Here is a 19323-nt window from a genome sequence, read left to right on the forward strand (position 1 = left end):
CTGAAGGCGTCCTTCAGTGCACTCCGGCCAGCCGCGAGCCCAGGAACGCACGCACCTCGTCGAGGTCCGCGTCCAGCGCCACGTCGATCTCCCGTGGGGCCTCGTAGATGCGGACCCGGTGGTCCCGCCGGTCACCGATGGTCATGCCGCGGGACGGGCCCAGACCGCAGTCCACGTCGACCGGCATCCGGGTCGTGCGCAGGATGCCCGGCCGGACGGCCTCCGCCACGGCGACCGCGTCGTGGATGACGATGCCGTCGCGGCCGAGGGCCTGCTGGTAGTGCTCCCGGTAGGTGCCGGACATCCGCACCAGCGTCTCGCCGACCGCGCCGCTCGTCCCCAGCCGGTCGAGCCACGCGCCGTCGACCGCGCAGCGGGTCGTCAGGTCCAACGGCACCAGCGTGACCGGCACCGACTCCTCCACCAGCACGCGCCGCGCGGCCTCCGGGTCGCTCCAGACGTTGAACTCGGCCGCCGCGGTCACGTTGCCGCCGTCGATGCCGCCACCCATGACGACGAGCCGCTCGATCTTGCTCCGCACGCCCGGGTGTGCGGCGAGCAGCAGCGCGATGTTCGTGAGCGGGCCGATCGGCGCGATCACCACCGGCTCGGACGACTCTTCGAGCAACCGCACCAGCATCGACACGGCGTCGACGCCCGCGAGGCCCGTCGCCCGCTCCGGCAGCGTGTCGGCCAGACCGGAGAGGCCGTCCTCGCCGTGCACGTGCACCGCCAGGTGCGGGTGTGGTTGCACGAGCGGCCGGTCGGCACCCGCGGCCACCGGCACGTCCTCGCGCCCGCACAGTGCGAGCACGCGCAGTGCGTTGCGGGTGGTGTCGGCGAGGCCGACGTTGCCGAACACCGTGGTCACCCCGATCAGCTCCACCTCGGGGCTCGCGCAGGCCAGCGCGATCGCGTACGCGTCGTCGATACCGGGGTCCGTGTCGATGATCAGGCGAGTCACTTGTCAGACCGTACAGCGAAAAGGCACCACAGCTGACCGCCGGCCGCGACCGTCATGACCGCGACGACCACCGCGGCGGGGAGCCACGGCGACACCACGGCGCCCGCCAGCGGCAGGGCAACGGCCAGAGCCCGTAGCGGCCACAGTCTCGTATGTGCCGCAAGGAGGTTGACGACCAGCAGGAACGCGGCGAGCCCACCGCACATGAGCCAGGTGTTGGGGCCGTTGAGGTGCTCGGAGGGGTGGCCGACGGCCACGCCGAGCCCGGCGGCGATCGTCGTGACCGACGCGATCACCACGAAGTGCGCGGGCAGCACGAGCGCGGGCGGGAGCCGCGACTCCTCGGCGAAGCCGTACCGGACGTTCAGGCCCCACAACGTGATCAGCAGGAGGAACCCCGCCACCATCGCGAGCCGCAGCAGCCACTCGTCGACGCCGCCCGGCCGCCAGTCCTCGATCTCCGCGACCGCGCCGACGCCCTGCAGCATGGCCTCGCCGAGCACGATGATCACGAACAGCCCGAGCCGCTCACCGAGGTGCCCCGCGTTCAGGTGGGCGGCGACGACCGTGAAGTCGGGTGCCTCCCGCCGCCCCTTGGACGCCCGCCTGCGCGCCTGCTCGGCACGCTCGTTCATGCGCGCGAGCATCTCGCTCTGGTCGGCGCGGCTGCCGAGCATGCTGGCGGCCATGGTCATCGCGACGCCGAAGAGCCAGAGTCCGAGCTTCCACCACGGGTCGTTCACCCAGAAGGAGACGATCCACGGCACGAGCCCGGCGTTCTGGGAGGCGGCCGTCCAGGACAGCAGGACGCTCCCGGAGCTGCGGAACGCGCCGGTGCCGACCGCGTTGGTGATGAGGTAGGCGGCCGCGAACAGGTCGGCCCGCCCGTCCATGCTGTGCGGCACCGCGGCGGCCATCGTGGCGATGCCCGCCATGCCGAAGAACATCGCCCGCAGGTGCACCTTGTCGGCCGCGACGTTCGAGTAGAGCGTGAAGGTCGTCCACAGCAGCCAGATCGCGAGGTAGAGCGCGAAGAAGGTCGTGATGTCGAGGCCGTCGGGACCGTGGTGCGCGTCGCCGTGGAGCAGGTGGGCGAGCTGGTTGACGGCGACCACGACGACGAGGTCGAAGAACAGCTCCAGCCAGCTGGCGTGGCGCTCTTCCGTGGTCGCTGGCTCGGTCATGTCAGGCAGGCTAGCGCCGTCGGATACGGTCACGAACCATGACATCCATGTGGGGTTCGCCGGTGGCCGACCGGGTCCGGGACTGGCGCCGCTCCCGCCGCGACCCGAACCAGGCCCGCTTCCTGACGAAGGACTCGCTGCGGTGGGTGGTCCGCAACCGCGCGTGGACGCCGTGGTACCTGGTGCGGTACTGGCGGCTGGTGAAGTTCCGGCTCGCCAACCCGCACGTGGTCCTGCGCGGCATGGTGTTCCTGGGCAAGGACCTGGACGTCCACTGCCGTCCCGGTTACGGCCGCATGGAGATCGGCCGCTGGGTCCACATCGGCGACGGCAACGCCATCCGCTGCCACGAGGGCTCGTTACGCATCGGCGACAAGGCCGTGTTCGGCAGGCAGAACGTGATCAACTGCTACCTGGACATCGAGCTGGGCGAGGCCGCGCTGGTCGCCGACTGGGTGTACATCTGTGACTTCGACCACGTGACCGCGGACATCCACCAGCCGATCAAGGACCAGGGCATCGTGAAGGCCCCCGTCCGCATCGGCCCGGACACGTGGCTGTGCACGAAGGTGACGGTGACCAAGGGCAGCCGCATCGGCCGGGGCGTGGTCGTCGGTGCCCACGCGGTGGTGAAGGGCGACATCCCGGACTACGCCGTGGCGGCAGGCATCCCCGCCAAGATCGTCCGCGACCGCCGTTCCGCCTACGAGGCGGACGCCGGCCGCCGGGCAGCCGTGGCGGACATGTCCCGCAAGGCAGCGGCAGCACTGAAGAAGACCCTGGAGACCCACAACGAGCCCGCCGCCGACCTGCACTGATGGGCCCCTTCCTTACGCCCAGCGTTACGAAGGCGTCCTTCAGTGCAGGCGGGGACCGGGGCCGGGAGCGCGACGCTAGGGGGTGAAGGCGTTGCCCGTCGCGATCTTGGGGCGGCCCAGTGGGGGGCGGTCGCGGACCTCGGCCGTTCGGTAGACCTCCGCGGTCTGTTCGGCGATGCCCTGCCACGCGAACTCCGTGCCGAGCCGGGCCTTCGCCGCGCGGGCACGCCTCGCCGCGCTCGCCGGGTCCGTCAGCACCTGCCGCACCGCCGACGCGATGCCCTCCACGTCACCGGGCGTCACCGACAGCCCGGTCACGCCGTCGACCACCAGCTCCGCCAGCCCGCCTGCCGTCGACGCCACCAGTGGCGCACCCGCCGCGGCGGCCTCCAGCGCCACGATGCCGAACGGCTCGTACCGCGACGGCAGCACCACCGCATCCGCCGCCGCGAGCAGCGCCACCAGCGCACGGTCGGGCAGGTGCCCCACGAAGTCCACCGACCGTCGCACCCGCAGCTTCCTGGCCTGCTCCACCAGCGCGGTCGCCTGCCGGCCCTGCCCAGCGACCACCAGCCGCGTCCCCGGGAACGCCCGCCGGACCCTCGGCAGGGACGCGAGCAGGTCGTGCACGCCCTTCTCCCACTCCAGCCGCCCGAAGTACACGACCACCGGTTCACCATCGGGTGAGTACCGCGCCCGGGCGGCCCGCACCGACGCCGGGGACGGCCGCCAGCCACGCGGGGAGATCCCGTTGTGGATCACGGTCGGGTCCGACACCTCGAACAGGTGGGTCACCTCGGCCCGCATCGACGCCGAACACGTGACCAACGCGTCGGCCCGGTTCGCCAACCACCACTCGACCGAGTGGATCTGCTGGTTCAGCGGCTGCGACAGCCACCCGCTGTGCCTGCCCGCCTCGGTCGCGTGGATCGTCGCCACGAGCGGCACGTCGAAGAAGTCGGCCAGGGCCACCGCCGGATGGGTCACCAGCCAGTCGTGTGCGTGCACGACGTCCGGCCGCCAGGCCAGGCCGAGGCCTGCGCGGATCAACGCGTGGCCCATCGCGAGCGTCCACGCGACCAGGTCCTTCTCGAACGTCAGGTGCGTCGGGTCCTCGGCGACCCTGACCACCCGCACACCGTCGTGCTCGGTGTCCGAGGTCGGGTGGGTCAGCGCGTCCGTGCCCGCCTCGTGCCTGCACAGCACGACCACCTCGTGCCCCGGCGCCACCAGGTTCGTCGCCAGCGCGTGGACGTGCCTGCCAAGACCGCCGACCACCACCGGCGGGTACTCCCACGACAGCATCAGCACACGCATCAGACCAGCAACCCCCGTGCGTCGAGTCGCCCGAACAGGCCGTCCTCGGCTCGCAGTGCCTCCGTGCGGGCGAACCGTGACGGGTGGTCCGCGCGCAGCAGCGCGGCCAGCTCGGCGAAGCGGTCGCCGTGCACCTTCGCACGGCGCCTCGCGTAGTCGGCGGCCGAGTCCTTGGTGACCATGAACGCCCAGTCACTCGACAGGGTCAGCAACGCCTCGCGCACGAGCTGGTCCCGCACCGGGTCCCGCCACGCGACCGGTGGTACGCCCAGCAGCTCCTCCTGCAGCGACGCGCCCGCCGTCACCAGGTCGGACACCTGCTCGCCGTCCCACACGCGCCAGTCCTTGCCGGAGCCCCACGACGACGCGGGCAACGACACCGCAGGACCCACGTGTCCCGCCGCAAGCGCGCCCCGCAGTGTCGTCACCCGCACGCCGACAGTCGGCAGCGCACGCAGAACGGCCGACAGCCAGGCCGGGCCCTCGTGCCACCAGTGGCCGAACAGCTCGGTGTCGTACGCGGCGACCACCATGCCGGGCCGGTCGTGCGCGGACCGCAGCGCACGCAGCCGGGAGACCACGGTGTCCACGAAGTCGGCGGCGTGCCGCGTGACCGACGCGGCGGCCAGAACCGGGTCGTACGGCCGTTTCTCGTGCGGCGGCACGTGTTTTCCGGTCACCCGTGACGGTTTCAGGCCGCTGGGGTGGTCGAAGGTGTGGAAGTCGCGGTACGCGGGGTCGCCCGGGTAGCCGGCCTTCGGCGACCACACCCGGTAGGTCACCTCGAGGTCGCGGCCGAAGCACATGACGTCCGAGGAGCCGACCGGGCGCGCCGCGTGCGTGTCGCCGTGCAGGGCAGGGCCGTCCACGAGGAACCGCTCGACGCCCGCCGCCGCGTAGCCCTCCTCCATGCCCGGCGCGTAACCGCACTCCGGCGCCCAGATGCCGGCAGGCGCGCGACCGACCCGCAGCGCGGTGTCGGCGAGCCCGGACCGCAGCGCGAACGACCGCACGCGTGGATCGAGCAGGGGCTGGAACGGGTGCGTCAGCGGACCACCGAGCAGCTCGATCACGTCGTCGTCGACCAGCGAGCGCAGCAGCGGGGAGAACCCGTGGCGCCAGCGGGACTCGAACGTCTCCAGCGCGGTGCCCGCCGCGCGGAACTCCGCTGCCGCCAGGTCCTTCAGCTGGGGGTCACTCCATCGGGTGGCCGCGAACTGTGCTCGCAACTGCCAGTTGCCGAGCCAGTCGTGGCACGCCCGCAACGCGTGCGGGTCGTCGAGCTGCGCGGCCAGCACGGGGGTCACGCCGAGGGTCAGCACGTCGCGGTGCCCGTCGACGGCGAGGCGTTCGAGCAGGTCGACCAGCGGCAGGTAGGAGTGCGCCCACGCCTGGTAGAGCCATTCCTCGCCGACCGGCCACGTGCCGTGGTGGGGGAGCCAGGGCAGGTGGCTGTGCAGCACGAGGCAGAACGTGCCTTCGTCTTCGGTCATGGACGTACCGCCACGGCGACGACGTCCAGGCTGGACTCCAGGTCGTCGGTCGTGATGGCGAAGTCGGCCGCCGTGACCGAGGCGACCGCGTCCAGCAGCTCGGCCGGCCACGGCTCACCGGAGACCGCGACGGCCACCTGCGCGTCGATCAGCGATCCGCCGAGCGAGGCGTCCAGTGCGCGCAACCGGGTGCCGTGCCGAAGCCCCGCGAGGTACTCGAGGTCAAAACCCGTGTCCCGCAACAGGTCCGCCAGCTCCGCGGGCGCCAGCTCCCTGGTGTGGAAGGGGTTCAGCGGTGTGTCGCGGCCGGGGGAGAAGGTGAGCCGGTTCGGTGTCGTGACCAGCAGCCTGCTGCCGGGGCGCAGGACGCGAAGGCACTCCAGCAGGAACCCTTCCTGGTCCCAGAGGTGCTCGATCACCTGGAAGTTGACCACGACGTCCACAGTGGACGACCGCACCGGCAGCGCCGCGAGGTTGGCCCGCGCGGGGTACACGGCCGGGTAGGTGCGTGCGACGTGCCGCAGCGTCGGCGCGTCGTAGTCGAGCCCGAGCACCCCGGCCGCGCCACGAGCGAGCAGGTCAGCGCCGTAGCCCTCGCCGCAGCCGGTCTCCAGCACGAACGCGTCCACGCAGTACGGCCCCAACGCCAGATACGCGGCCTCGTGTCGCCGGAACCAGTAGTTCTCCGCGACGATTCCGGGCACGGTTCGCTCCCCGGTCAGGGGAAGCCGCGACACCGCAGGCTCGGTTTCCATTCGCCGCAGGCTACTGCATAGTAGGAATTCTCAGGTCGGCGAAACGGTGATCCCGACCGCGCCGGGCCCGAGGTGGACCCCGATCGTCGAGCTGACCTCGGTGAACGTGATCTCGCGGACCCCGGGCAGCTTCGGCTTGAGCCGGTCGGCGAGCCGCTCCGCGCGGTCGAGCGCGCCGAAGTGCTCGATCGCGACGTCGACCGCCTGTCCGTTGGCCTTCTTGGCCGCCCGGTCGACCAGCCTGCGCATCGCACGTTCGGTGCCCAGCACCCGGTCCAGCGGCGTGACCTGCCCGTTCTTCATGGTGAGCAGCGGCTTCAGCGACAGCGCGCTGCCGATGAGCGCGGCGGCGGCGCCGATGCGGCCACCCTTGCGCAGGTACTCGAGGGTGTCGACGTAGATCAGCTCGGCGGCGCCCTCCAGCCTGCGGGCGAGCATGTCCATCACCCGTCTGGGCCCGCCACCCGCGCCTGCCACCCGGGCGGCGGCCAGCACCGCGAAGCCGAGGCTCATGCCGGTGGTGCGCGAGTCGACGACGTGTACGGGCACGGGGCTGCGCGCGGCGATCTTCTTCGCCAGGTCGTAGGTCTCGGACTGCTTGCTCGAGATGTGGACGGACACGACCTCCTCCGCGCCACGTGCCGCCTGCTGCTCGTACGCCCACGCCAGACCCGCTGGATCGGGCGGGGACGTGGACACGTCCATGTCGCCCTCCAGCGCTCTGACCAGCACGTCCTTCGGCACGTTGTGCTCCGACCGGGTGTACTGCCCGATCCTGATCTGGGTCGGCACCACGGTGATGCCCCACTGGGTGGCGAGGGACACGGGGATGCACGAGGTGGAGTCTGTAACCAAACCAACACGGCCCTGCATACAAAGAGGCTAACCAATGACTCCAAGTGGGCGCTTAAGGCCGGCTAACCGCCACGGTGTGTGCACTGTCACGGCGCCGCGCGTTCCACCTGGATTGCCCACCGGCTACTGATGAGTAACATCGGCCTCAACGGACAGAACTCGACGTACAGCCGTATTCTCCGCGCTAGCGGCTCGTAACCCGGGAGGTCGGAGTAGACCCATGCCTAACATCGTCGTCTTGGTGAAACAAGTGCCGGACACCTACTCGGAGCGCAAGCTCTCCGACTCCGACCACACGCTGGACCGGGACTCGGCCGACGCGGTGCTCGACGAGATCAACGAGCGCGCCGTCGAGGAGGCGCTCGTGATCAAGGAAGCCCACGACGGCGAGGTCACCGTGCTCACCGTCGGCCCGGACCGCGCGACCGACGCGATCCGCAAGGCGCTGTCGATGGGTGCCGACAAGGCCGTCCACGTGGTCGACGACTCGCTCCACGGCTCCGACCTGCTGCAGACGGCCAAGGTGATCGCGGCCGCCATCACGAACGTCGGCGACGTCGACCTCGTCATCGCCGGTAACGAGGCCTCCGACGGCCAGGGTGGTGCCGTGCCCGCCGTCATCGCCGAGATCCTCGGCTTCCCGCAGCTCACGCACGCCCGCAAGGTCGAGCTGGACGGGACCACCCTGAAGGTGACCCGCGAGACCGACGAGGGCCTCACGCACCTCGAGGCGTCGCTCCCCGCCGTGGTCAGTGTCAGCGAGAAGATCAACGAGCCGAGGTACCCGTCCTTCAAGGGCATCATGGCCGCGAAGAAGAAGCCGGTCGAGATGCTGTCCGTCGGCGACCTCTCCGTCGACGACGTCGGCCTCGCAGCCGCGTGGTCCTCGGTCGTCGAGGCCTCGCCCAAGCCGCCGCGCGAGGCGGGCCAGCGCGTCGAGGACGACGGTGACGGCGGCGTGAAGGCCGCCGAGTACCTCGTGTCGCAGAAGTTGATCTGAGGAGGGTTACCAATGGCTGAGGTTCTCGTCCTCGTCGATCACACTGACGGCGAGGTAAAGAAGGTCACGTTCGAGCTGCTCACGGCCGCCCGTGCGCTCGGCGAGCCGTCCGCGGTGGTCGTCGGCGCACCCGGCACCGCCGCGAAGCTCACCGAGCAGCTCGGTTCCTACGGCGCGGAGAAGGTGTACGTCGCCGAGTCCGACGACGCGGCGGGCTTCCTCGTGACGCCGCACGTCAACGTGCTCGAGTCGCTCGTCTCGTCCGTGTCGCCCGCCGCCGTGCTGGTGTCGGCCTCCGCGGACGGCAAGGAGATCTCGGGTCGGCTGGCGTACCGCATCGGTGGCGGCCTGCTCTCCGACGTCGTCGGGGTCGACGGGGACGGCACGGTCACCAAGTCGATCTTCGGTGGCGCGTTCGTCGTGAAGTCGAAGTCCACGCAGGGTGTGCCGGTCATCTCGGTGCGACCGGGTGGCATCGAGGCGTCGCAGGCGCAGGGCGCGGCGACTGAGTCGTCCGTCGAGGTGCCCGCGTCCGACCCCGCGAAGTCCGCCAGGATCACCGGCCGCGAGCCTGCCGCGGGCGGCGACCGCCCCGAGCTGACCGAGGCGTCGGTCGTCGTGTCCGGCGGCCGAGGTGTCGGCTCGGCCGAGAGCTTCGACGTCGTGGAGAAGCTGGCCGACGCGCTCGGCGCCGCGGTCGGCGCGTCCCGCGCGGCGGTCGACTCCGGCTACTACCCGGCGCAGTTCCAGGTCGGGCAGACGGGCAAGACGGTGTCCCCGCAGTTGTACATCGCGCTCGGCATCTCCGGTGCGATCCAGCACCGGGCGGGCATGCAGACGTCGAAGACCATCGTGGCGGTGAACAAGGACGCGGAGGCCCCGATCTTCGAGATCGCGGACTACGGCGTCGTGGGCGACCTGTTCAAGGTGGCGCCCCAGCTCACCGAGGAAGTACAGAAGCGCAAGTAGCCCGGCTTTCGAGAGGCCGCCACGGGGTTCCGTGGCGGCCTCTCAGCTTGTTCTCAGGAATGTTCACCGGGCAGCCATGCCCTTGTCATCGGAACAGGCACGTGGGGTTTCCCGGGCACCGCGTACACCTGGGGGCATGACGCAGGCACAGCTTCTCGTCAGCACCGCGGGTCAAGGGGCGACCACGCCCCGCTACTCACTCCTCGTCGCCAGAGAAGGCGAAGAAGTCCTTGCCGCACAACGGCTTCGCTACCAGGTGTTCGGCGAGGAGATGGGGGCCACCCTCCACACCGCCAGCCCAGGGCTGGACATAGACGCGTTCGACGAGCACTGCGACCACCTCGTGGTGCGCGAGGACGCGACAGGGGAGATCGTCGGCTGCTACCGCATGCTGCCGCCCGAGCGGGCGCCCGAAGCCGGGATGCTCTACGCCGAGACCGAGTTCGACCTCCGCAACCTCGCGCCACTGAAGAACAGCCTCGTCGAGACGGGCCGGTCCTGTGTCCACCCCGACCACCGCACCGGCGCGGTCGTGAGCCTGGTCTGGGCGGGCATCGCCCGCTACATGCTCCTCTCCGGACACTCCTGGCTCGCAGGCTGCGCCTCGGTGCCCCTCCAGGACGGCGGCAGCCTCGTCGCCGGTGTGTGGGAGACCGTGCGGCGCAAGCACTTCGCGCCGGAGGAGTACCGTGTCCGGCCGCTGCGCCCGTGGGACCCGACCGGTGTCGAGGTGCCACGTCGGACGGCCATCCCCGCGCTGCTCAAGGGATACCTGCGCCTCGGCGCCTGGGTGTGCGGCGCGCCCGCCGTCGACGCGGACTTCGGCGTCGCGGACCTGTTCGTCCTCCTCGGTCTCCACCGGGTGGACAAGCGCTACCTCGCCTACTTCCTCGGTGAACACGCATGAACCACGCCTGGTGGCCGCACTCGCCGTGCGGGTCCGGATGCCTCGGCGGCCAGGAGCCGACCGTCGGGCGGTTCCTCCGCGTACTGCGGCTCACCGCGGTCGTCACCGTCGTCCTGCTGAGCCTCCTCAGCGTGCTCGTGCTGCCCTTCATCGGCAGCAGGGGCCGGTACGGGGTCACCAGGGCGATCTTCCGGGGTGTCCTCGCCGCGATGGGCGTGCGGCTCGTCGTCCACGGCAGGATCCCCGGACCGGGCCGCGGGACGCTCGTCGTCAACAACCACACGTCCTGGCTGGACATCGTCGCCATCAACGCCGTCCGGCCGATGCGTGCCGTGGCCAAGAAGGACATCGCGTCCTGGCCGGTGCTCGGCTGGCTCGTGTCCGCGGCCGGGTCGGTCTACGTCGACCGCGAGCACATCAGGACGCTGCCCGGCACGGTCGGCAGGCTCGCCGACGCACTGCGGGCGGGCTCGATGGTCAACGTGACCCCTGAGGGCACCACCTGGTGCGGCCTCACCCACGGGCACTTCCGCCCGGCGCTGTTCCAGGCCGCCATCGACGGCGGCGTGCCCGTCCTGCCCGTCGCGCTGCGGTTCCGCATGCGGACCGGGGACACGACCACCGCGCCCGCGTTCATCGGCGACGAGACCATCATCGACTCCGTCCGGCGCACCGCTGCGCTGCGTGGCCTCCTGCTAGAGGTGCACGTCCTGGACGAGATCGCGCCGGGCAGGGCGCAGGACCGCCGCGAGCTGGCCGGGCTGGCCGAGCGCGCCGTCGACGACGTGCTGGTGCCCGCCGAGCTGCCCGCCGAAAAGCACTGGACCTCCAGCGCGGTGGAGGTAGCACGATAGGCGGGTGACCATCGACAGCACGGCAGAGCGAGCCGAAGAACAGGTTGCCCCGCTGTCGGTCTGGTCCGGCAGGTACCGCGCCACCACCGTCGGCATGCTGACGCTGGTCACCATCGCCGCGTTCGAGCACCTCGGCGTCAGCACCGCGATGCCGAGGATGGTGGCCGAGCTGCACGGCGAGGCCCTCTACTCCTGGCCGTTCACCGCGTTCCTCGCCGCCAGCGTGATGGCCACCGTCCTGTCCGGAAGGTTCTGCGACCGGTTCGGCCCCGGCCGCGCGCTCGTCACCGGTCCGGGGCTGTTCCTCGCCGGGCTCGTCGCCTCCGGGTTCGCGACCGGCATGCCGGTGCTGCTCGTCGGCCGGGTCCTGCAGGGCCTCGGCCTCGGCACCCAGACCGTGGCGATCTACGTGCTCGTCGCGCTCGTCTACCCGAACCGCTCCCGCGCGGCCGTGTTCGGCCTGCTCGCCGCGGCATGGGTCGTGCCGTCGCTCGTCGGGCCGACCGCCGCCGGCCTCATCACCGAGCACGTCGGCTGGCGGTGGGTGTTCCTCGGCATCGCGCCGTTCGCGCTGCTGGGTGTCCTGTTGCTACTGCCCGTGATCCGCACGCTCCCCGACCACGTCCGGGACGAGGATCAAGCCGTGCGCCGGGGACTCGGCGTGGCCGCGGTCGCCACCGCGTTCGGGATCGCCGCGTTGACGTGGGCCGCGCAGCACCCCTCGTTCGGCATGATCTGGCTGGGCGTTGCCGGTCTCGCCGCGCTGGTGCCCGCCCTGCGGATCCTCATGCCGCGCGGCACCTTCACCGCGAGGCCGGGGCTCCCCGCGACCGTCCTCATGCGTGGCCTGCTGGCCGGCGCGTTCTTCGGTGTCGAGGCGTACGTACCGCTCACGCTCAGTTCCGTGCACGGGTTCTCACCCGCGATGTCCGGGGTGCCGCTGACCGTCGGTGCGATCGGCTGGGCGGGTGCCTCGCACTGGCAGGGCCGCAAGCCCGACCTCGACAGGGTGAGGCTCATCCGGCTGGGGCTGGTCGCCCTGGCCGCCGCGCTCGCCTGCATGACCCTGGTGGGCGCCGACTGGGGCCTCGCGTGGCTCGTCCTGCCGTTCTGGCTGGTCGCGGGCACCGCCATGGGCCTGTCGTACCCGTCCATCAACGTGCTGTCCCTCGACTACGCCGTGCCGGGTGACCGAGGGTTCGTGTCCTCGGCACTGCAGGTCAACGACATGACCTTCTCGGCGATCTCCGTCGGGCTCGGCGGCGTGATGCTGGCCACGTTCGCGTCGACCGAGGCGCCGTCGGCCGCGATCGTGCCGCTCGACCTGCTGCTCGCCTGTCTGGCGCTGTTCGGCGCGTGCGTGTTCAGGCCGCTACGACAAGCCTCATGACCGAAATTCGCCCGGCGCGGTCTACCCTTGACCCGAGATGACTTCCTACCTCGACCACGCGGCCACGACGCCCATGCTGCCAGAAGCGGTGGCGGCGATGACGGCCCTGCTCAGTGACGCGCGGCATGCCCGTGGCAACGCGTCGTCGCTGCACACCTCGGGCCGGCGCGCCCGCCGCATGATCGAGGAGGCGCGCGAGGACATCGCCGCCGCGCTGGGCGCGAGACCGTCCGAGGTGATCTTCACCGCGGGCGGCACCGAGAGTGACAACCTCGCGATCAAGGGCATCTACTGGGCCCGCCGCGCCGCCGACCCCGCCCGCAAGCGTTTGCTCGTCTCGAGCGTCGAGCACCACGCGGTACTGGACGCGGCGGAGTGGCTGGTCGAGCACGAGGGCGCCGAGCTGACGCTGCTGGAGGTCGACGCGTTCGGCCGCGTGCACGACGACACGCTGCGTGCCGCGATCGCCGAGGACCCGGCCGGTGTTGCCATGGTCAGCGTCATGTGGGCCAACAACGAGGTCGGCACGGTCAACCCGGTCCGCGAGCTGGCCACGACGTGTGCCGAGCAGGGCATCCCGTTCCACACCGACGCCGTGCAGGCCGTCGGCACGCTGCCGGTCGACTTCGCGGCGTCCATGGCGTCCGCGCTCACCCTCACCGGGCACAAGCTCGGCGGTCCGTTCGGGGTCGGCGTGCTGCTGCTCGGCCGCGAGGTGGCGTGCACGCCGGTGTCGCACGGCGGGGGACAGGAGCGCGAGGTCCGGTCCGGCACGCTGGACGTGCCCTCGGTCGTGGCGCTGGCCGCCGCCGTCCGCGCGGCCGTCGACGCCAGGCCGGACGAGGCGACCCGCGTCGCCGCGTTGCGCGACGAGCTGGTCACCGCGATCCGCGAGATCGTGCCGGACGCCGTGCTCAACGGCGACCCCGGTCAGTACGACGTGGACGGAGGGCCGTCGAGGCTGCCCGGCAACGTCCACTTCACGTTCCCCGGCTGTGCCGGCGACAGCCTGCTGATGCTGTTGGACGCACGCGGGATCGAGTGCTCGACCGGATCGGCGTGCACCGCCGGGGTCGCGCAGCCGAGCCACGTGCTGCTCGCCATGGACGTCGAGCCCGCCCAGGCCCGCAGCTCGCTGCGGTTCTCGCTCGGCCACACCTCGACGGCCGCCGACGTCCGCGCGGTGGCCGAGGCCATCGGTCCGGTCGTCGAGCGCGCCCGCAACGCCGGGCTGGTGAACCTCCGCAGGGCCGCGTCGAAAGTAGAGATATCTTGAGGGTTCTTGCTGCCATGTCCGGTGGCGTCGACTCCGCCGTGGCCGCGGCACGCGCTGTCGACGCCGGTCACGACGTCACCGGCGTGCATCTCGCGCTGTCCGCGAAGCCCGGCACACTGCGTACGGGTGCGCGTGGCTGCTGCACGGTCGAGGACGCGCACGACGCCCGCCGCGTCGCCGACATCCTCGGGATCCCCTTCTACGTGTGGGACTTCGCGGAGCGGTTCACCGAGGACGTCGTCGAGGACTTCGTCGCGGAGTACGCGGCGGGCCGCACCCCCAACCCCTGCCTGAAGTGCAACGAGCGCATCAAGTTCGCCGCACTGCTCGACAAGGCGATCGCACTCGGCTTCGACGCCGTGGCGACCGGGCACTACGCCCGACTGTCCCTTGTGGACGGACGACCGGAGCTGCGGCGCAGTGCCGACGACGGCAAGGACCAGTCCTACGTCCTCGCCTCGCTGCGCGAGGACCAGCTGCGGTACGCCATGTTCCCGCTCGGCGGCTCGGTCAAGGCGGACGTGCGCGCGGAGGCGACGGAACGCGGCCTCGCCGTCGCGGGCAAGCCCGACAGCCATGACATCTGCTTCATCCCCGACGGCGACACCCGCTCGTTCCTCGAGCGACACCTCGGCGAGCGGCCGGGCGCACTGGTCGACGACGAGACCGGCGCGGTCCTCGGCGCCCACTCGGGCGTGCACGGCTTCACGGTCGGGCAGCGGCACGGGCTGGGCCTGCGGGTCCCGGCGGAGGACGGCCGGCCGAGGTACGTGCTGTCACTCGAGCCGGTGAGTGGCAACGTGCGCGTGGGTGCCGCGGAGAAACTCGCGGTTACCAGAATCGTTGGCAGCGGGCCGACCTGGCCCTCCGGTGTGGCTGTGGCGGACGGTGTCCGTTGCGTGGCGCAGGTTCGCGCGCACGGCGGCACGGCACCGGGTGTCGCGTCCACTGTGGACGGACAACTGGTGGTCCGCCTCGACGAGGAACTACGGGGCGTGGCGCCAGGGCAGGCCGTTGTGCTCTATCGCCAGGACCAAAAGGGTGACGTGGTGCTCGCGAGCGCCACGATCGTGTCGACTGAGTAACCAAATACGGCACCATTTGGTGCATGGGCGTTACGCCAGGCGAGGGATCATCGACTTACGGGGTGCGCGACACAGCCACTCGTCAGGAGTTGATTCATGACCACCGCGTCCTCCAGCGGCAACGGCAGCAGTCACCAGCCGAAACCGCCGCGTCAACTGATGCCCGACGCGATCACCATCCCGGCCGAGATCCTCACCCGCCACCGGGCTCGCGTGCTCGACCCGACCACCGCGGTCAAGACCAAGGACGGGAAGTGGCCGCTGTCGACCGTGTACCGGTCGGACGTGATGCTCGTCCCGGCAGGGGACGTCAGGAAGCTGCGGGACTCGAAGGCAAGGCCGGCCCCGGAGGAGGACATCAACGGGGTGCTCGGCCGGATCGGTCTCGAACTGCGCCCGCCGCGGGACGAGGGCTGGAACAGCGTCGTCGACGCCCTGCCGGAGAACGTGGGCGTCCCGGTGCCGCTGAAGTGGCGCGACGACCAGCCCGCCGACCGCGCGCCTGACCCGTGGGCAGGCTACGTCGTGCTGCAGGACGCGCTCGGCGAACGGGTGGCGAACTACGGCCTCGACCACCTCCTGATGCCCGCGTCGATCACGGTCGGGGGAGCCCCGGTGGCGCACGGTCCCAGTACCGGGACTCCGGTCGCACACGGCCCGAGCGTGGACGGCGGGATCGTCATGCACACCGGTGATCGCAACCCGGTCGCGGTCCTCATGCCGAAGCCCGTCCGTCCGAAGGCGGAGTTTCTGCCCGGCGGCCGGCGGCCGGTGGTGGCCGTGCTGGACACCGGTATCGGGCCGCACCCGTGGTGGGACGACCAGGACCCCACCGACCCGATCTACGAGGTGTCCCAGGACTTCCAGGACCAGCTCGCCAGCGTCGAGCTCGGCATCGGCCAGTTGAGCCCGACCCAGCCGAGCCCTCTGTCGAGCCCGTTCGAGACGCAGGACGAGATCGATCCGCTGCTCGGTCTGATCGACGCGCACTCCGGCCACGGCACGTTCGTGTCCGGCCTCGTGCACCAGCTGTGTCCCGCCGCGAAGATCCTCTCGCTGCGCGTGTTGCACAGCGACGGGTTCTCGACGGAGAGCGCCGTGGTGCTCGCGCTGAACTGGCTGCTGGACCAGGTGGCCAACCACGGGCGGCAGATCGACGTCGTGTCGATGTCGCTGGGTTTCTACGCGGAGACGGCCACCGTGCCGGAGGTCCAGCAGGTGCGCGGGCTCATCGAGCAGCTCACCGGCCTCGGCGTACTCGTGGTGTCCGCCGCGGGCAACGACGCCACCACGCGGCCGTTCATGCCTGCCGCGTTCGCTCGCGGTACGGGCAGTGCGGCGGGCGGCGTCGAGCTGCTCGGTGCGGTCGGCGCTCGCAACGCGGCGGGCGACACGACGGCGGCGTTCAGCAACTGGGGTGAGTGGATCACCCTGTGGGCGCCGGGAGACGCGTTGGTCAGCACGGTGCCGGTGTGGGAGGGCGCCGCGGAGGGCGGGCTCGCACTCCTCGACGGGGCCGGTCTCGGGCCGGACGTGCGCACCGCCCCCGACCCGGACGACCTCCGCACGGGCTTCGCCGTGTGGGCGGGCACGTCGTTCGCCACACCGGTGATCGCAGGCATGCTCGCGAACGCCCTGACCGAGGGAGAGATGCTCGTGACCGGCGAGTCCGCGGGCGTCGACCGGGCGCGGGGGGCGCTGAAGGCGGTGAACCGTCAGCTCGTCGAGCGTGGCTGGAAGAAGCGGACGCCCGTTTTGGTGAAGCGGAATCACGAAGAGGTCCCAGCGACGTAGTGTGGCGGCATGGCGAGCTTGCCTAGCGAGTCGGGGCAGGCTCGCCACGCCGAGGTGCTGGGCCAGGTCGTGGCGCTGCACCAACTCGCCCGCGAGGCGGGGTGGGCCTACCGGTTCGACCGCGCCATCACCCTGCTTCGTGACGCGCGACGACTTCTGGACAGCATCGGGCCCGACTCCCCGCAGGCGGTCGTGCTACGCATCCGCGTCCTGGTCAGTTTCGGTTACGCGCAGGCGGAGTCCGGCTCGCACACCGACGGCTTCGGCCGCCTCGACGAGGCAGCGGCCCATCTCGCCGAGGTGCCGGTGAGCCCGCGCCGAGCCGAGCTGGAGGGCCTGGTGCTGTGCTACCGGGGTCTGCTCCTGCATCGAGCCGGCCGGACCCTCGACGGCATCGAGTTGTTCGACACGGCGATCGAACGGCTCACGGAGACCGACGAGGTCGGTGATCCCGATCTGCTGGCCGCCCTCTACCTGAACCGGGGATACGCCTACATCGAGCTCGCGCAGGTCGTGCGTGCGGGGGAGGACTTCGAGCAGTGCATCGACCTGTGTTTCGAGCACGGCATCGACCTGTTGGCCGACAAGGCCCGACACAACCTGGGCTACGTCCAGTACATGATGGGCGACCTGCCGGGCGCGCTGCGCCACTACGCCGAGGTCGAGCGGAGTTACCAGGTCAGTACCCCGGGCCTGCTGCCGGCTCTTCGGCTTGACCAGGCGCGGGCGCTCCTGGCGGCGGGCCTTGCCGTGGACGCGGCGAGGCACCTCGACGACGTGATCCCCCGGCTGCGTGCCCAGCGGGCCGGTCAGGACCTGGCCGAGGCAGAGGTGACCAGTGCGGCAGCCGCGCTGCTCGACGGACGGGTGGCGGAGGCCCGTCGCCTCGCGCGGTCCGCGATGCGCCGGTTCACCCGCCGCGGCAACACCCGGTGGGCCGCGGTCGCGGCGCTGGCGGCGTTGCGCACGGAGACCGCGCTGGCGTTGTCGGCCCGGCGGATCCCGTCCCGCCTGCCAGAGCGCGCGGTGAAGCTGGCCGAGACGTTGCGGGCACTGCTGCTGGAGGACGAGACCGGTCTGGCCCTGATGCTGGCCGTCCGCATGGAGTTGCGCCGAGGTGATCCCGCGGCCGCGGAGTTACTGCTCGACCAGCTGCCCCGCCAGCGTGCGACGACGCCGCTCGACCACCGGATGCTGCTGCGCCTGTGCCGCGCGGAGCTGGCCGTCGCACGCGGCGACCGGCGCCGGGCGCTGACCGAGGCCCGCGGCGGGTTCGTCGAGCTGGGCCGTGCCCGCGACCGCATGGGCGGTCTGGAGCTGGTGTGCGGCACGGCGATCCACGGTCAACAGCTGGGTGACCTGGCGGTCCGGCTCGTGCTGGACGGTCCCCGCCGGGACGCGCGGCGGCTGTTCGGCTGGCTGGAGCGAACCCGGGCGCAGGTGTACCGGTACGAGCCGCTGCCCGCCATCGACGATCCCGTGCTGTCGGAACAGGTCTCGTCGCTGCGCTCGTTGCGGCGGGCGGCGCAGCAGGCGCGGTTGGCCGGCCGGTCGCCACGCCAGGAGGAGAAGCAGATCGCCGCGCTGGAGCGGGAGATCCTGCGGCAGGGCTGGTATGCGTCGCCGTGGGGCAGGCCGCGCCCGGTGGCGTCCCTGCACGGCGTGAGCGCGGCGCTGGGGTCACGCGCGCTGGTGACGTTCGCGGTCTCGGGCGACGAGCTGGTGGCGCTGGTCGTGTCGGAGGGCCGGGTGCGCCTGGCGCACCTGTCGTCGGCGACGGAGACGTTCGAGTGGGTGAAGCGCCTGCACGCGGACCTCGACACGATCGCCCCGGACGACCTGCCGCCCCCGGTCAGCGCCGTGGTGGGTGCCTCGGCCCGCCGCAGCGCCGACACCGTCGACGCGCGGCTGGTCGAACCGCTGCGGTCACTGGTCGGCGACCGCGAGCTGGTGATCGTCCCGACCGGCCCGCTGTACGCCGTGCCGTGGGGGAGCCTGCCCTCGCTGCGGGGCCGGGCCGTGGTGGTGGCCCCGTCGGCGACGGCGTGGCTCACGGCGGTGTCCGCCCCCGACGAGCCGGGCCACGTGGTGCTCGCCCGTGGGCCCCGCCTGCGCGACACGATCGCCGAGGACGCGGCGCTGACGAAGCTGTACCCGTCAGCGACGCGCCTGTCGCCCGCGTCGGTCGGCGACGTCCTCTCCGCGCTGGACGGCGCGTCCATGGCCCACCTCGCCGCACACGGCGAACACGAACCGACGAACGCGATGTTCTCCCGGCTGGAGCTGGCGGACGGTCCGCTGTTCGCCCACGAGCTGGCCAGGCTGTCCCACCCGCCCCGGCACGTGGTGCTGGCGGCGTGCGAGCTGGCCATGGCCCACATCCGGCCCGGTGACGAGGCCCTCGGCTTCGCGGGCGGCCTGCTGGCGAGCGGCGTCCGCACGGTCGTCGCCGCGAACAGCCGGGTCGGCGACGGGGCCGCGGCCGCGACGATGGTCGAGTACCACCGCAGGGTGGCGGCTGGCGAGCGGCCGGCCGTGGCACTGGCGGCAGCCGTCGCGGAGGACCCGCTGCACCGGCCGTTCATCTGCCTCGGCGCGGGCTGAGCCACGCCCGGACGCACTGAAGGACGCCTTCCTGACGCCCAGCGCACTGAAGGACGCC

General features: G+C 71.7%; 16 protein-coding genes. 10 read left to right on the top strand and 6 right to left on the bottom strand.

Annotated features, from left to right (window positions below; all coding sequences use genetic code 11):
* Nucleotides 1-13 precede the first annotated feature (13 nt).
* A complete protein-coding gene (locus tag CLV71_RS13595) occupies nt 14-964 on the bottom strand; it encodes a nucleoside hydrolase (protein WP_133903054.1) in 951 nt (316 codons plus the stop codon).
* Nucleotides 961-2148 carry a low temperature requirement protein A gene (locus CLV71_RS13600; protein WP_166664078.1) on the bottom strand — a complete coding sequence of 396 codons (1188 nt, stop codon included), beginning with the start codon at nt 2146-2148 and terminating at the stop codon, nt 961-963. Before CLV71_RS13600 ends, CLV71_RS13595 begins: the two co-directional genes overlap by 4 nt.
* Nucleotides 2149-2186: 38 nt before the next feature.
* On the opposite strand from CLV71_RS13600, the gene CLV71_RS13605 reads away from it, so the two are divergent.
* A complete protein-coding gene (locus CLV71_RS13605; RefSeq protein ID WP_133903056.1) occupies nt 2187-2966 on the top strand; it encodes an acyltransferase in 780 nt (259 codons plus the stop codon).
* A 75-nt stretch (nt 2967-3041) separates the two neighbouring features.
* Here the strand turns inward: CLV71_RS13605 and CLV71_RS13610 are convergent, their stop codons facing one another.
* Genes CLV71_RS13610 through CLV71_RS13625 form a run of 4 tightly spaced genes read right to left on the bottom strand, consistent with a single transcriptional unit; the run spans nt 3042 to nt 7404 of the window.
* Nucleotides 3042-4283 carry a glycosyltransferase family 4 protein gene (locus tag CLV71_RS13610; protein ID WP_133903057.1) on the bottom strand — a complete coding sequence of 414 codons (1242 nt, stop codon included), beginning with the start codon at nt 4281-4283 and terminating at the stop codon, nt 3042-3044.
* Nucleotides 4283-5776: a 1,4-alpha-glucan branching protein domain-containing protein gene (locus CLV71_RS13615; protein ID WP_133903058.1), complete on the bottom strand. Its 1494-nt coding sequence runs from the start codon at nt 5774-5776 to the stop codon at nt 4283-4285. The genes CLV71_RS13610 and CLV71_RS13615 overlap by 1 nt, the downstream gene beginning before the upstream one ends.
* Nucleotides 5773-6531, bottom strand: a complete 759-nt coding sequence (locus CLV71_RS13620; RefSeq protein WP_133903059.1) for a class I SAM-dependent methyltransferase — start codon at nt 6529-6531, stop codon at nt 5773-5775. The genes CLV71_RS13615 and CLV71_RS13620 overlap by 4 nt, the downstream gene beginning before the upstream one ends.
* A gap of 30 nt (nt 6532-6561) precedes the next feature.
* Nucleotides 6562-7404, bottom strand: coding sequence for a DegV family protein (locus CLV71_RS13625; protein ID WP_133903060.1), 843 nt, complete (start codon nt 7402-7404; stop codon nt 6562-6564).
* A gap of 202 nt (nt 7405-7606) precedes the next feature.
* Here CLV71_RS13625 and CLV71_RS13630 point away from each other — a divergent pair, with 202 nt between their 5' ends.
* The 9 genes from CLV71_RS13630 (at nt 7607) to CLV71_RS13670 (ending at nt 19265) form a co-directional block, all read left to right on the top strand.
* Nucleotides 7607-8386 (top strand): electron transfer flavoprotein subunit beta/FixA family protein, encoded by a 780-nt coding sequence (locus tag CLV71_RS13630; RefSeq protein ID WP_133903061.1) that lies wholly within the window; start codon nt 7607-7609, stop codon nt 8384-8386.
* A 12-nt stretch (nt 8387-8398) separates the two neighbouring features.
* On the top strand, nt 8399-9355 hold the full coding sequence (locus CLV71_RS13635; protein WP_133903062.1) for an electron transfer flavoprotein subunit alpha/FixB family protein: 957 nt from the start codon (nt 8399-8401) through the stop codon (nt 9353-9355).
* Nucleotides 9356-9491: 136 nt separating this feature from the next.
* Nucleotides 9492-10262 (top strand): GNAT family N-acetyltransferase, encoded by a 771-nt coding sequence (locus CLV71_RS13640; RefSeq protein ID WP_133903063.1) that lies wholly within the window; start codon nt 9492-9494, stop codon nt 10260-10262.
* Nucleotides 10259-11116, top strand: a complete 858-nt coding sequence (locus CLV71_RS13645; protein WP_133903064.1) for a lysophospholipid acyltransferase family protein — start codon at nt 10259-10261, stop codon at nt 11114-11116. Before CLV71_RS13640 ends, CLV71_RS13645 begins: the two co-directional genes overlap by 4 nt.
* 4 nt (nt 11117-11120) lie before the next feature.
* The gene (locus tag CLV71_RS13650; protein ID WP_243866419.1) at nt 11121-12506 is read left to right on the top strand and encodes an MFS transporter; all 1386 of its coding nucleotides are present in this window, start codon (nt 11121-11123) and stop codon (nt 12504-12506) included.
* 37 nt (nt 12507-12543) lie between these two features.
* Nucleotides 12544-13782, top strand: a complete 1239-nt coding sequence (locus CLV71_RS13655; protein ID WP_133903065.1) for a cysteine desulfurase family protein — start codon at nt 12544-12546, stop codon at nt 13780-13782.
* Entirely contained in the window at nt 13779-14867 is a 1089-nt protein-coding gene (gene mnmA / locus CLV71_RS13660) for a tRNA 2-thiouridine(34) synthase MnmA (protein WP_133903066.1), read from the top strand. Before CLV71_RS13655 ends, mnmA begins: the two co-directional genes overlap by 4 nt.
* 96 nt (nt 14868-14963) lie before the next feature.
* A complete protein-coding gene (locus CLV71_RS13665; protein ID WP_133903067.1) occupies nt 14964-16661 on the top strand; it encodes a S8 family peptidase in 1698 nt (565 codons plus the stop codon).
* A 9-nt stretch (nt 16662-16670) separates the two neighbouring features.
* Nucleotides 16671-19265: a CHAT domain-containing protein gene (locus tag CLV71_RS13670; protein WP_133903068.1), complete on the top strand. Its 2595-nt coding sequence runs from the start codon at nt 16671-16673 to the stop codon at nt 19263-19265.
* Nucleotides 19266-19323: the final 58 nt, after the last annotated feature.

Origin of the sequence: Actinophytocola oryzae, assembly GCF_004364325.1 — a bacterium.
Classification (GTDB): Bacteria; Actinomycetota; Actinomycetes; order Mycobacteriales; family Pseudonocardiaceae; genus Actinophytocola; species Actinophytocola oryzae.